The sequence below is a fragment of the Colwellia sp. RE-S-Sl-9 genome (genome assembly GCF_048296855.1).
Lineage (GTDB): Bacteria > Pseudomonadota > Gammaproteobacteria > Enterobacterales > Alteromonadaceae > Pseudocolwellia.
The window spans coordinates 2,761,766-2,776,152 of sequence record NZ_CP182631.1; the positions used below are offsets into that span (position 1 = coordinate 2,761,766).

At 36.4% G+C, this 14,387-nt stretch carries 10 protein-coding genes; 6 read left to right on the forward strand and 4 right to left on the reverse strand.

What is annotated here, in order from left to right:
* Nucleotides 1-18: 18 nt before the first annotated feature.
* Nucleotides 19-1,047: a methyltransferase gene (locus tag ACM9HF_RS11940; RefSeq protein WP_473608451.1), complete on the forward strand. Its 1,029-nt coding sequence runs from the start codon at nucleotides 19-21 to the stop codon at nucleotides 1,045-1,047.
* Between the two features lie 383 nt (nucleotides 1,048-1,430).
* A complete protein-coding gene (gene arcA, locus ACM9HF_RS11945; protein WP_473608455.1) occupies nucleotides 1,431-2,132 on the forward strand; it encodes a two-component system response regulator ArcA in 702 nt (233 codons plus the stop codon).
* 27 nt (nucleotides 2,133-2,159) lie between these two features.
* Here arcA and ACM9HF_RS11950 read toward each other — a convergent pair whose 3' ends face one another.
* Nucleotides 2,160-2,510 carry an Hpt domain-containing protein gene (locus ACM9HF_RS11950; protein WP_473608457.1) on the reverse strand — a complete coding sequence of 117 codons (351 nt, stop codon included), beginning with the start codon at nucleotides 2,508-2,510 and terminating at the stop codon, nucleotides 2,160-2,162.
* Nucleotides 2,511-2,819: 309 nt separating this feature from the next.
* Between ACM9HF_RS11950 and folE2 the strand changes: the two genes are divergently transcribed.
* The 3 genes from folE2 to ACM9HF_RS11965 all read left to right on the forward strand — a co-directional run bounded on the left by folE2 (nucleotide 2,820) and on the right by ACM9HF_RS11965 (nucleotide 10,170).
* Nucleotides 2,820-3,746, forward strand: coding sequence for a GTP cyclohydrolase FolE2 (gene folE2, locus ACM9HF_RS11955; RefSeq protein ID WP_473608461.1), 927 nt, complete (start codon nucleotides 2,820-2,822; stop codon nucleotides 3,744-3,746).
* A 513-nt stretch (nucleotides 3,747-4,259) separates the two neighbouring features.
* Entirely contained in the window at nucleotides 4,260-8,726 is a 4,467-nt protein-coding gene (gene gltB / locus ACM9HF_RS11960) for a glutamate synthase large subunit (RefSeq protein WP_473608464.1), read from the forward strand.
* 28 nt (nucleotides 8,727-8,754) lie between these two features.
* On the forward strand, nucleotides 8,755-10,170 hold the full coding sequence (locus ACM9HF_RS11965) for an FAD-dependent oxidoreductase (RefSeq protein ID WP_473608468.1): 1,416 nt from the start codon (nucleotides 8,755-8,757) through the stop codon (nucleotides 10,168-10,170).
* A gap of 196 nt (nucleotides 10,171-10,366) precedes the next feature.
* On the opposite strand, the gene ACM9HF_RS11970 is transcribed toward ACM9HF_RS11965, so the two are convergent.
* Both ACM9HF_RS11970 and ACM9HF_RS11975 read right to left on the reverse strand, forming a co-directional pair.
* Entirely contained in the window at nucleotides 10,367-10,798 is a 432-nt protein-coding gene (locus tag ACM9HF_RS11970; protein WP_473608472.1) for a hypothetical protein, read from the reverse strand.
* A 192-nt stretch (nucleotides 10,799-10,990) separates the two neighbouring features.
* Entirely contained in the window at nucleotides 10,991-12,892 is a 1,902-nt protein-coding gene (locus ACM9HF_RS11975) for a beta-ketoacyl synthase (protein WP_473608476.1), read from the reverse strand.
* A gap of 132 nt (nucleotides 12,893-13,024) precedes the next feature.
* On the opposite strand from ACM9HF_RS11975, the gene ACM9HF_RS11980 reads away from it, so the two are divergent.
* The gene (locus ACM9HF_RS11980; protein WP_473608479.1) at nucleotides 13,025-14,032 is read left to right on the forward strand and encodes a GlxA family transcriptional regulator; all 1,008 of its coding nucleotides are present in this window, start codon (nucleotides 13,025-13,027) and stop codon (nucleotides 14,030-14,032) included.
* Nucleotides 14,033-14,038: 6 nt separating this feature from the next.
* Here the strand turns inward: ACM9HF_RS11980 and ACM9HF_RS11985 are convergent, their stop codons facing one another.
* Complete coding sequence (locus ACM9HF_RS11985; RefSeq protein ID WP_473608483.1) at nucleotides 14,039-14,344, reverse strand: ArsR/SmtB family transcription factor; 306 nt, start codon at nucleotides 14,342-14,344, stop codon at nucleotides 14,039-14,041.
* Nucleotides 14,345-14,387: the final 43 nt, after the last annotated feature.

The window sequence follows — 14,387 nt, forward strand, 5'->3', positions numbered from 1 at the left end:
TCGTATCAGTGAACCCGTATGTCTTCAAATAATGTAAACCAAATTTTATCAAGAAATATTAATAGCCTAGAGGCCATCCAACCTTTATTTATCAACCTAAAGCATGATGGTTTTATTCAAGAATATTTATTGCATTTCCCTCAAGCTAGTCTTTCTTGCTATAACACAAATTTTGAAGATTATTCCTTACATCTACACAACAAAAATATTCACTGTTCATTTTCAGCTAATTATCAAACAGAAAAAAAACACGATTTAGTTATTATCGCATTTCCCAAGAGTAAAGCAGAGCTAAACTTTACTTTAAGTATGATTGCTCACGCAACAACGCCAAATACGAAAATAATTATAGTTGGTGAAAACAAAAGTGGCATAAAATCACTTGAAAAGGTGGCTGAAAAAACCTTAGTTAATTGTCAAAAATTTGATTCTGCGCGGCACTGCTTGCTGTTTGCTGCTAGTCTCGCAACTATCCCTCCTTTTAAACTAGATGACTGGTATAGTTATTACGACGTTGATATAAACAAAGTCCAAATAAAAGTTGCAGCATTACCTGGTGTGTTCAGCCACAAAGGTTTAGATAAAGGTACTCGAGTGTTACTAGAACACCTACCCACAATTAAAAGCGGAGATATGCTAGATTTTGGTTGTGGTGCAGGAGTTATAGCAAACTTTATCGGGAAAAAGTATCCAGAGGTAAAACTCAACTTATTAGACGTAAATGCGCTCGCACTGGAATCATCACACAAAACACTAAAATTAAATAATTTATCCGGTAACGTATTTGCTTCTAATAGCTTATCCGAAGTAAAAAATAAATATGACGTTGTTGTGTCAAACCCTCCTTTTCATCAAGGCGTTACGACTAATTATCAAGCTACGGAAAGTTTTTTAAGTGGTATCAAACAATATTTACGTAATAATGCTCATGTTTTCATTGTGGCTAACAGCTTTCTCAAATATGAACCTATCATGCAAAAGACTATCGGTAAAACATCACGCTTACTCTCCGAAAAAGGTTTTACAATATATAAATGTGGAGCCTGATATTTCTCAAAATATTTTATTAATGGCATTGAGCATACACTCGTTAAGATTAAGTAATTAAAATACGATAAAATAAACACTTAACGACACTAGACATATAAGATAAATACTTTTATTTAAAAAATATCTTAATATTAATGTAGCTAATTAATGCAAAATGTAAAATTTGTGTTAACTTAAATAGTATAGAGGATGGTTAGATTATTTCTTAGCCAATATAAATATATTTTTATATTTTATACACCTATAGCAGCATTGTGTTTTAGCTCAGGGTTATATAACATAATATACAATCGGCTAGTTAACCAATAATAAACATACTGATTCTCGATTTATAGCTTTTATTACCTATAAGTACGTGGAATTAACCTGGACGAAATCAAATGCAAAAAACTCATATACTTATCGTAGAAGACGAAGAAGTTACACGATTTAGCCTACGAAATTTATTTGAAGCAGAAGGTTATCTTGTATCTGAAGCAACAGATGGCGAAAGCATGGATCAACAGCTACAACAGCATGCTATTAATCTCGTTATTATGGATATAAACCTCCCTGGGAAAAATGGCTTACTACTCGCTAGAGAATTAGCAAGTAATCGTGATATGGGCTTGATATTTTTAACTGGCCGAGATAGCGATATAGATAAAATACTTGGATTAGAAATTGGTGCAGATGATTATTTAACCAAACCATTTAATCCACGAGAACTCACTATAAGAGCTAGAAATATCTTAAGTCGCATTTCAAGTACGAGTTCTGAATCAGACAATGCGGTTATTACCTTTAATCAATGGACACTAGATGGCAATTCAAGAAAAATGACTTCGCCAAAGGGTGATGTTATTGCCATACCAAGAGGTGAATATAGAGCGTTACACCTTCTCATTGAAAATGCAGGTCAAATAGTAACAAGACAACAATTAATTAAAGAAATGACAGGCCGAGATTTACGTTCTAATGACCGAACAGTTGATGTAACAATCCGACGTCTTCGTAAACATTTTGAATCTATAGAAGGTTCTACTGAATTAATCAATACCATTCATGGTGAAGGATATAGATTCATTGGCACCGTTGATTAATTAAAATCAGAGAATGGTTAAAAGCATCTACGATGCTTTACTTAACCATTCTCTAAATTCATTGTAAGCATTCGTATTCAATTCATTTAATTCTTCTAAATACATTTTTTTAGTCGCTTCAACTTCTTCACTTTTCTCAATAGCAGCCAATTTCTTGTGTACAAGTAGCAGACCTACACTTCCTGCAGCTCCTTTCATCTTATGGCAACTCTCTTGCCAAAGCTTTTGTTTTTCAGAAACCACTGTATCTGAAATTTCTTCAATATAAATAGCGGACTGACCTATATAAAGATCTAGCATCTGTTGAACAACAGATTTACCTAAATTATCAATATAACCTTGTAACAAACTTAAATCTAAGTGCTCAGTTTGATTCACTTTTATTCCTTTTTATTTGATCTACTTTTAATAAAAACTATTGTACCAAGCCAGTAAAAAAAGTTATACGAACATTTACTTTTATCATCGATAACCAGCATAAATATTGATTTTAAATGAGCTTTCCGTCAGAATAGCCGCGATTTAGATATGGGCGCAGTATTCCATTATTACTTATTGTTCTACACGATAAATTTTTAGTTCTTTATCCATATTAAAAATACGATAAACTCTGTGCCTTGAATTTTAATGCTTAAGTAACCACATAATAAGCCATTACAACATTTAGCTATAAATAGCGGAGTATAAATGCCAACATCAATGCCTGATATTGCCAATCACACTACAGCACAAACTGAAGGTACTTTAGATTGGGTAGGTATGAGCAATATCGAGATGCCTATTGTAGTCGCATCGAAAAACGAATCGGAACGTATGGTTTCGGCACATGTTGACGCATTTGTTAATCTTAAAGAGCCAAAAGCTAAAGGTATACACATGTCTCGTTTATACCTTCAATTAGACGATTTATCGAATAATGGCGTACTGGATCATCAAAGTTTAGTCACACTACTTGATGGTTTTATCAGTAGCCATCAAGATTTGAGTGATAATGCCAAGGTGCAATTCAACTTTGACTATCATTTGCGTAGAAAGTCACTGATCAGTGGCAAGCAAGGCTGGAAAGCCTACCCGGTTACCATTACAGGTCGAGTAAATAAAGGTAAACTAACTGTAGAGTTAAGCATAGATATAAGATATTCATCTACATGCCCATGTTCTGCGGCACTTGCTAGACAGCTGATTCAAAAAGCATTTTCGGATAAATTTAGCTCACAAGAGCAAATAGATTTAGAAGACGTACATGCTTGGTTAGGGACAACAGAAGGTGTTGTTGCTACACCACATAGTCAACGCTCTGTTGCTGAAATTAAAGTACTACTAAATAATGAATCACAAGAATTTCCGATCACATATTTAGTCGATCTTGTTGAAGGCGCCTTAAAAACTCCTGTACAAGCTGCAGTAAAACGTGAAGACGAACAAGAGTTTGCTCGCTTAAACGGTCAAAACTTAATGTTTTGTGAAGATGCAGCTCGTCGATTACAACATGCGATGAACCAAACAACTAACATTGATGATTTTTGGCTGAAAATAAACCATTTAGAATCTTTACATGCTCATGATGCTGTTAGCATTACGACTAAAGGTATTCCAAACGGTTACCAAGCTTAATTATGTTGAAAAGCAAAGTAGTTTCTTTAAATAAAAAACCACTTTGCTTACTTTAAATCAAAAAGCATAAATCATCTTAAATTACATTAACTTAACTCTGCATCAACAAATAAACATCTTTCTTTTTATTCAATACATTCAATTAAAGTGAATAAAAGCCCAATAAAAACTGAATATATAAGCTATAACCTATAACCAAAACGACTATGTAATAAATTTACATACAATTGAAGAATATAACTAAAAAATGTACCAAACTGCTCATTTATCCTTCTTATCACTCCATAAATAACTAAAAAAATAAAATAAAAGTACAATATATTCATATAGATACATAAATGTAAGTAAGTTACGAGCAAATACTCTATTTTTATTGACCTTTTTATAAAAAGTGTTTAATCTAGCGGGTTCCTCTTGGCTAAAAAATAGGGTGTTTATGCATTTTTTACATAACTTTATTCTTTTTTTTAATTCCTGTATTGCCAAGACGATATAATAATTAGGAGAGACAACATGCAGCTTTATGATCCCAACTTCCAAAAAGACAATTGTGGATTTGGTTTAATCGCTCATCAACATGGTGAAACGAGCCATAAGCTCATTAAAACCGCTATTCATGCTTTAGACCGTATGCAACACCGTGGTGGCATCGCTGCCGACGGTAAAACAGGCGACGGTTGTGGTTTATTAATGCAAAAACCCGATTCATTTTTTCGCGCTATTGCCGAAGAAAACAATTGGCAATTAGGTCGTAAGTACGCGGTAGGGATGATCTTTTTAAATCCCGATCCAATCGAGGCTGCTCTTTCTAAAAGGATTTTCGAAGAAGAATTATCAAGAGAAACACTAACATTAGTTGGCTGGAGAGAGGTTCCTACTGATAAATCAATTTTAGGTGAAATTGCTGCAGGAAATTTACCGGCTATTGAACAAGTATTTGTTGATGCTCCTCCAGGATGGCGTAATCGCGATCTAGAGCGTCGTCTATACATGGCGCGTCGTCGTGCTGAAAAACGTATTACTGATGAACGTTTTTATGTTGCAAGCTTATCTTGCTCTGTAATAATCTACAAAGGCTTAGTCATGCCTGTAGATTTACCAAATTTTTACTTAGACTTAGCTGATATTCGCTTACAAAGCGCGATCTGTGTATTCCATCAACGTTTTTCTACAAATACATCTCCACAGTGGCATCTAGCGCAACCTTTCCGCTTTTTAGCTCACAATGGCGAAATTAATACCATTAAAGGTAACAGACAGTGGAGTCGCGCGCGTACCTACCGCTTCCAATCACCTTTGTTACCCGATTTACAAGATGCTGCACCATTTGTTAATGAAAGTGGTTCTGACTCTTCATCATTAGATAACATGCTTGAGCTATTTTTAGCCGGTGGCATGGATTTATACCGTGCAATGCGCTTGCTTATGCCTCCTGCGTGGCAAAATAGCCCTTGTATGGATGATGACCTAAAAGCATTTTATGAATTTAACTCAATGCACATGGAACCATGGGACGGCCCTGCTGGGGTTGTTATGACTAACGGTCGTCATGTTGCTTGTAACCTAGATAGAAATGGCTTACGTCCTGCTCGTTACGTTATTACACGTAATGGCTTCATTACACTAGCTTCTGAAGTAGGTATTTGGGATTACGGCGAAGATGAAGTGGTAGAGAAAGGACGTGTAGGTCCTGGAGAAATGCTTGCTATAGATACCTATACAGGTAAAGTATTCAATTCTGCCGCGATCGATAATGAATTAAAAGTACGTCACCCATACAGAGAATGGTTAGATAGTAATATTCGCCGCTTAGTACCATTTGGTGAATTAGCGGGTGATCTCATTGGTAAACGTGCTTTTGACGATAAAGAAATATCTACATACCATAAATTATTCAACTATAGCTATGAAGAAATTCATCAAGTAGTTAAAACAATGGCTGAAAATGGTCAAGAAGCGACGGGTTCTATGGGTGATGATACACCTATGGCTGTATTATCTAGTCAATCACGTTCTTTGTATGATTATTTCCGTCAACAATTCGCGCAAGTCACAAACCCTCCTATTGATCCATTACGTGAACGTTACGTTATGTCTTTAGGTACATGTATTGGTCGCGAGCATAACGTTTTCAATGAAACAACAGGTCATGCTGACCGTATTTTATTTGAAACGCCGGTCCTTATGTACACAGGTTTAAAGCAATTACGTGAACTGGATCCTGAACATTATAAAAGCCATACAATAGCTTTAAACTATGATCAAACAGAAGGCTTAGAAGCTGCTATAATTCGTGTATGTAACGAAGCTGTTGATTTAGTACGCAACCAAAACACGGTTATTTTAATATTATCTGACCGTAAAATTGCAAAAGGTAAGTTACCTATTCCTGCGGCTATGGCTGTAGGTGCTGTACAAAAACGTTTAGTAGATGAACAACTACGTTGTGATTCTAATATGGTTGTTGAAACAGGCTCTGTACGTGACTCACATCAATTCGCTGTACTTCTTGGTTTAGGCGCTACAGCAATTTATCCATACTTAGCTTATGAAACTATTGAACAACTTGTTGAACAAGGTCAAATTGATCTTCCAGTTCGAGAAGCTGTTGTTAGCTACCGTAATGGTATTGACAAAGGTTTGTTAAAAATACTCTCTAAAATGGGTATTTCAACGATAGCAAGTTACCGCTGTGCAGGTTTATTTGAAGTTATCGGCTTAAACGATAACATCATGAAACTTTGTTTCCCTGAGTTACCTAGTCGTCTTCAAGGTGCAGATTTTGAAGATATTGAACAAGACAACATTAACTTAGCCCGTAAAGCATTTTTACCACATCAAAAACTACCTCATGGCGGTTTATTAAAGTATGTACATAATGGTGAATACCATGCGTATAACCCTGATGTTGTAAGTACTTTACAAAAAGCAGTTCGTTCGGGTGAATATTCTGATTATCGCATATACGCCGATACGGTAAATAATCGCCCTGTTGCTATGTTACGTGATCTTCTTGCATTAAAAGATGATACACAAAGTATTGATATTAGCCGTGTTGAACCTGATAGCGAAATGTTTAAACGTTTTGATAGTGCTGCTATGTCTATTGGTGCATTAAGTCCTGAAGCTCATGAAGCTTTAGCGATTGCAATGAACCGCTTAGGTGGTTATTCAAACTCAGGTGAAGGTGGTGAAGACGAACGACGTTTTGGTACAGTGAAAAACTCACGTATCAAACAAATCGCTTCAGGTCGCTTTGGGGTTACTCCACATTACTTAGTAAATGCTGACGTACTACAAATCAAAGTAGCGCAAGGTGCTAAACCAGGTGAAGGTGGTCAATTACCTGGTGATAAAGTATCACCATTAATTGCTAAATTAAGATTCTCGGTTCCAGGTGTAACATTAATCTCACCTCCTCCGCATCATGATATTTACTCAATTGAAGATTTAGCTCAGCTAATTTTCGATTTAAAACAAGTTAACCCTAAAGCTGTTGTATCCGTTAAGTTAGTATCTGGCCCAGGTGTTGGAACTATTGCTTCTGGTGTAGCTAAAGCTTACGCAGACTTTATTACTATTTCAGGTTATGACGGTGGTACAGCTGCAAGTCCATTAACCTCTGTAAAATATGCAGGTTGTCCGTGGGAGCTAGGCTTAGCTGAAGCTCATCAATCACTTGTTTCAAATGGTTTACGTCATAAAGTACGCTTACAAGTTGATGGCGGTTTAAAAACTGGTATCGATATTGTTAAAGCTGCTATTTTAGGTGCTGAAAGCTTTGGTTTCGGTACAGCTCCTATGATAACGTTAGGATGTAAATTCTTACGTATATGTCATTTAAATAACTGTGCAACAGGTGTTGCAACACAAGATGACGTGCTTAGAGAGCAGTTCTTTAAAGGTTTACCTGATCAAGTAATGAATTACTTTAAATTTATTGCACACGACGTACGTGAAATTTTAGCTAAACTAGGTGTTGAAAGCTTAACAGATATTATTGGTAGAACAGATTTATTAGTACCTTTAGCGGGCATTACAGCTAAACAGCAGAAACTGGACTTATCTCCAATTATTGCGCCTGTTATTGCTGGTCCTAATACAGCTCAATACAAAACGGAAGATAACGTGGCGTATGACGAAGGTAAGCTTAACCAAGAAATGTTAGCTGCAGCTTCAGATGCTATAGCACATAGCACAGGTGGAGAATATAGATTTACTATTCAAAATACTGATCGCTCTGTGGGTGCCTCTTTATCTGGTGAAATCGCTCGTCATCATGGCGATCAAGGTATGGCTGCCTCACCAATTAAGATTAGTTTATCAGGTACGGCTGGGCAAAGCTTTGGTGTATGGAATGCTGGCGGTTTAGAGCTTTCATTAACGGGTGATGCAAACGACTATGTAGGTAAAGGCATGGCTGGTGGTAAGTTAACTGTTAAACCACCAAAAGGTGTTGCTTACCTTTCACACGAAACCATGATTATGGGTAACACCTGTTTATATGGTGCAACAGGCGGTAAATTATACGCATGTGGACGCGCTGGTGAACGATTTGGTGTTCGTAACTCTGGTTGTCATGCTGTTGTTGAAGGTACAGGTGATCATACTTGTGAATACATGACAGGTGGTGTTGTTACCGTACTTGGCAACGTAGGTGTAAACTTTGGTGCAGGTATGACTGGTGGTTTCGCTTATGTACTTGATGAAGCAAACGATTTAGATATTCGCTTAAATAAAGAGTCTATCGAAATGTTATCTATTGATAATGATGATCTAACCATTCATCAAGAGCACTTACGTGGCATTATCAGTCAGCACGTTGAAGAAACAGGCAGTATTCGTGCACAAGAAATTCTAGCTAATTTTGATGCATTTGCGCCATTATTTAAATTAGTTAAACCAAAAGCTACTGATGTGAAAACTTTATTGGGTCATCGTAGCCGTTCATCTGCAGAACTTCGCGTTCAAGCACAGTAATCTGAACGCGAATTGAGGAAGAAACAGAATGAGTAAAAATGTTTATCAATTTATCGACGTTAAACGTATCGATCCGCCGAAAAAGAAAATCGAAGATCGTAAAATTAACTTCGTTGAAATTTATCAGCCACTAGGTACTGAACAAAGTGCCGGCCAAGCTGACCGTTGTTTAGATTGTGGTAACCCATATTGTGAATGGAAATGTCCAGTTCATAATTATATCCCACAATGGCTAGAGCTAGTCACTGAAGGTAAGATTTTTGAAGCGGCTGACTTATGTCACCAAACTAATAGCTTACCTGAAATGTGTGGACGTGTTTGTCCACAAGATAGATTATGTGAGTCGGCTTGTACACTAAATGAAGACTTTGGCGCTGTAACCATTGGTAATATTGAAAAATATATTACTGACACCGCATTTGCCCAAGGTTGGAGACCTGATTTATCAGGTGTTGAAAAGCTAGGTAAGAAAGTGGCTATTATTGGCGCAGGCCCTGCTGGGCTTTCATGTGCAGATGTATTAACACGTAATGGTATTGACGCTGTAGTTTACGATAAGCACGCTGAAATTGGCGGTTTATTAACTTTTGGTATCCCTTCATTCAAATTAGAAAAAGAGGTTATCAAAAAACGTCGTGAAATTTTTGAAGGTATGGGAATCGAATTCAAATTAAATGTTAACGTTGGTGTTGATATTACATTTGAATCATTAAGCGAAGAGTACGATGCAGTATTTTTAGCTTTAGGTACATACACGGATATGACTGGTGGCTTCGAAAACGAAGGCGCTACAGGTGTTTACAACGCATTAGATTTTTTAATTGGCAATACTCAAAACTTAATGGGTATTACTGAAAATGCAAAACCTTATGTTAGCTTTGATAAGAAAAAAGTGATTGTGCTTGGTGGTGGTGATACTGCGATGGACTGTGTACGTACATCAGTACGTCAAGGTGCTACAGAAGTTACCTGTGCATACCGCCGTGATGAAGCCAACATGCCAGGCTCTCCACGTGAAGTACAAAATGCTAAAGAAGAAGGTGTAAACTTTGCCTTTAACATTCAGCCTTTAGATATTGCTACTGATGCTAACGGTAATGCTTGTGGTGTTAAATTTGTTAAAACTCAACTAGGCGCTCCTGATGCTAACGGCAGACGTAACCCTGAGCCTATTGAAGGTTCTGAGTTTGTAATGGAAGCTGATGCTGTTGTTATAGCATTTGGTTTCTTACCAAGTCCTCCGCAATGGATGAAAGATGCAGGTGTAGAACTTGACTCTAGAGGTCGTGTTGTCGCTGTTGAAAATAGTAATTTTGCGCTACAAACAAGTAAAGAAAACATCTTTGCTGGTGGTGATATGGTATTAGGTTCAGACCTAGTTGTTACTGCTGTAGATCAAGGCAGAAAAGCAGCTTTAGGTATACTTGATTACGTATGTAATTAAATAAAACCTCACAATATTTAAAAAGCCTAAGTAACTCTGTTGCTTAGGCTTTTTTAGTTATTAGCCAAAGAATACGAACTTCATTAATCATTACTACGAATTGAAACCATCAAAAATGTAGCTCTGTAATAATAAAAAAGCTCAATATAAATATTGAGCTTGCCAAATTAAAGCTATTTTATTTATAGAGAAACAATTAAAGCTTAGATTCCATTTTTGCTTTTTCGGCTTCTTTCTTTGATTTTTCTTTCTTGGCTTTAGCGGCGTCTTTTTTCGATTTAGCCTTATCTTTCATCTTTGCTTTTTTATCACTCATTGAAGACTTAGCTTTATCTTTTTTTGATTTTGCTTTATCTGTCAAATCAGCTTTAGCACTTTTACTTTTAGACGTTGCCGCATCTTTTTTAGATGTAGCTTTTTTCTCAAGTGTACTTTTGCCTTTCGCCGCTCGACAATGTGCCGCAACCGAAGCACCATCTTTACGTTTATAACCTTTTACCCAACTACATGATGAACTACTTGAACAAGCAGACGCAGACATCCCCTTACAATCTGCCGCATTTGCTGAAGTTAGCGTTAAACCAAAGCCAATTACAACAGCTATTAAACCTTTCATTATTCCTTTCATAATATTCTCCTGTTATATGAATGTTAAACGCACATTAGCAACTATTGAATGAGTTATTTTATTTGTCTGGCAAATGTGCGTTAACAAAAATATAACATTAGGGTATGAAAAATCAACAATTACTTATATTTAAGTAAAAAAAAGCTTGAATGCGTAACATTCAAGCTTAAATATTAAGTGACGTTTATAAAACTAAAACATATCTTCAAATGGGTTTTGATGAGGTAACTCTATCTCTAATTCAAAACTCGGTATGTTCATACTTTCTTTCGTCATCACAATATCGCTTTCTTCAATCATGCCATTACCAAAACGATAGATTAGATCAAATTCGCCATTATCAGCTTTTTCTTGATAAACTTTTTGTGCCTGAGTTACTTTTTCTGTTTTATCAATATAAGCTTTAAATACCTCAGTACCATAACGTTTTTCTAACATTGATAAGGTCACAGATGGCGAAAATAATGTTGCTGTCGCATTATTACCACCAAAACCTTTAGAGTTTATAAAAGCAATATCCATAGCACCACAATCCCAATGCTCTGTAGTAATTTTTAAATGCTCGTCGTATACATCATCAGCTACAGCATCGATAGTGTTAATACCTGGCATAATATGATGAGCAAATATTCCTAACGCCATAGTAAATTGGTCTCCACTTGCAGGTGCTATGGTGTGTCCTACATAAGCTTTTGGTGCAGCTATTGGCCAATCATTAATATCAAAGGTTTTAGCAATACGATCATAAATTAACGATTCGGTCACTCTGTTCTGTGGTGTACTTGAACCGTGAGCTAAAATAAAACTACGCTTTTGTACTGACTCGTCACCTAAAACACTATTCGCTAATGCCACTGATTTAGCCATAGTAATATAATTACCAGGTCCAGGAGCTGTGATGGACTTTTTAACGCCATCAGCATTAATAAATACATCAGCAACAGAACCTAAAGGTTTAGCACCTAACTCAATCGCTAAAGCATCATCCATCAATACAAAAAAGTGTGCAGCTTCACCAATGGTAAATCCACAGTTTTGGCCAAACGGACGACTAGTACGACGGTGATCGGCTTCACCTTCTGTAATGCCATCAAGCTTTTTCAAACCTTCTTCATTAGCTAAGGCGCTCATGTTACCAAAGCCTTCAATAATTTCAGGCGTGATTGGACTTTCACTACTACCTACAATAGCAACACGAATACGGCCTGCTTTCATGTCTTGAATAGCATTTCGTAAGTTATATAAAAAACTAGCACAAGCGCCTGTTGCTGTTGATGTAGTACCAACAGAACCTGTTACATAAGCGTTGATGAAATCAGACGACATACTATTTAAACCAAGCGCTAAATTTTTAGTTGTAACGCGTTCACCATTTAAACGGTTTTTCATCATTCCGCCTAAACCTTCAGCCTGCATTTGACCAAAACCTGAACTTGAATAAGTCCCCACTAAATCAGGGCTTATTTTGGCAATAATTTCATCCCACGAAAAACCCGTTGAATGAATAGCATCTGCAGCACCAAAAATAGTGGTTTGTAAACCACGAGGCTGATAACGGCTATTGTATAAGTTAGCCGGCTCAAAACCTGTCGGTAACTGACCAGCCGCTTTAATTGGGTTATTGCGAACAGTATCGTGTTTTACTTCAAGCTCGCCTTCAATTTCAACACGTACTTTTTTATCTTCTAATTCAGTGACTTTCCATGCGCTAGGTAAAGGTACAGGTAAGTCTCTTTTACGCATTTCAAAACAAATAGCATTATCTGCTTGCTGCATGGTAATTTTTTGATGCCAATGCGTTGCATCAGGATCAAAATGATTTTTCTCAATTTTTCGGATCAAAGTGCCATCAAGTATCTGTTGCCCAAAGACTTTTTCAACGTCTTGCTTAGCAACAATATTACCTTCTGAATCAACTAAACTGCCATTATCAGCTTTGACTAAATTCATTAACGTGGCTAAGCCAACGAAAGTTTCTTGTCTTGCTTCTGCATTTAATTTATCAATAACAATACGGCGAAATCCTTGATGAAAAGATGAGCGACCCGAAGCATTAATGCCACCCATGCCAACAATAAGAGGTAAAGCAGTCATAACAAACCTTAAAATAATGATCTAAAAATTGAATTAATTCATTCTACGACTAATTTTAAAACAAAAACATACATATAAAGCCAAAAATAGTGTAATAATAGCCAAAACATTATAACAGGTACATTTAACCTTATGAGCCATAAAAAGATAAGAAAAGTTAAAGTTGCTCTAATGCTCTATGACCATATGCTATCTACAAGTGTAAGTTTACCTGTAGAAATGTTACGAGCAGGTGAAGCTTTTGCTTTACGTAAAAATAAATTAGCGAAACGCTTATCTATTGAAATGGTAGGAGAAGATTTGTCCCCCGTGATCACTCGAGCATTAATAAAACTCCAGCCTGATTTTAATATTGAATTAGCCAGTAAGCCTGATTTTATTTTTATACCCAGCTTATGGCGAAACCCAAGGCCTTTGTTAAAAAAATACCCTAAGATGATTTCATGGTTAAAAAACATGTGGCAAAAAGGAGCGACTTTAGTAGGTGGAGGAACAGGCGTTTGTTTTATGGCAGAGTCAGGGGTGTTAAATAATCACCCTGCAACGACCCATTGGCATTATGTGGAACAATTTAAACGTGATTATCCTAAGGTTACGTTAAAACCGGACTTTTTTATTACGCAGTCGGATCGTATGTATTGTGCAGCGAGTTTAAATGCCTTAGCGGATATTGTTGTACATATTATTCACCAAACCTACGGCGAAGAAGCGGCACAGCATGTAGAGCGAAACTTCTCTCATGAAATAAGAAAACCTTACGAAGAGCAACGTTATTTAGAAGGGGGAGTAGACCGACACCCAGATGAGTTAATCACGCAAATTCAATTTTGGATGCGCACTAATTTGTCATCAACCCTTTCTATTAACAAACTGGCAAATAAGTTTAGTATTAGCCAAAGAACATTCACACGCAGGTTTAAGGCGGCTACAGGTGATACACCTTTAGAATACTGGAAAAAGGTAAGGCTAGAAACAGCACAAGAGTTATTAGCCTCAAGTAATTTATCTATGCAAGAAGTAGCATTTCAAATTGGTTTTCATGATCAGGCAAATTTAACACGCTTGTTTAAACAAACCTTAAAAATTACACCCAGAACATACCGAGCAACAGTGAGGAAGAAGTTATTTACGCAGCAGTAAAATCGGTTAACAAAATTCTGCTTCCAGAAATCCAATCAACTTAACAACCGCTGGGTTTGCAATACTATAGAAAATAGTTTGCGATTCTCTTCGAGTTTTTACCAAACCATCGTTACGTAATCTGGCTAAATGCTGAGATAAACTCGACTGACTTAAATCAATAAAACTATTAAGTTCAGTTACCGACATTTCTTTTTCACCTAAATGGCAAAGAATAAGTAATCGGTTTTCATTACTCATCGATTTTAGTAATTCTGCAACCTGCGTTGCTTTTGTTCGCATTTCTGCAATATCAATTGTGGGTATTGGCAAAAGTTAACTCTTAAAATATTTTTAGTGCAATAATTTTTGATAT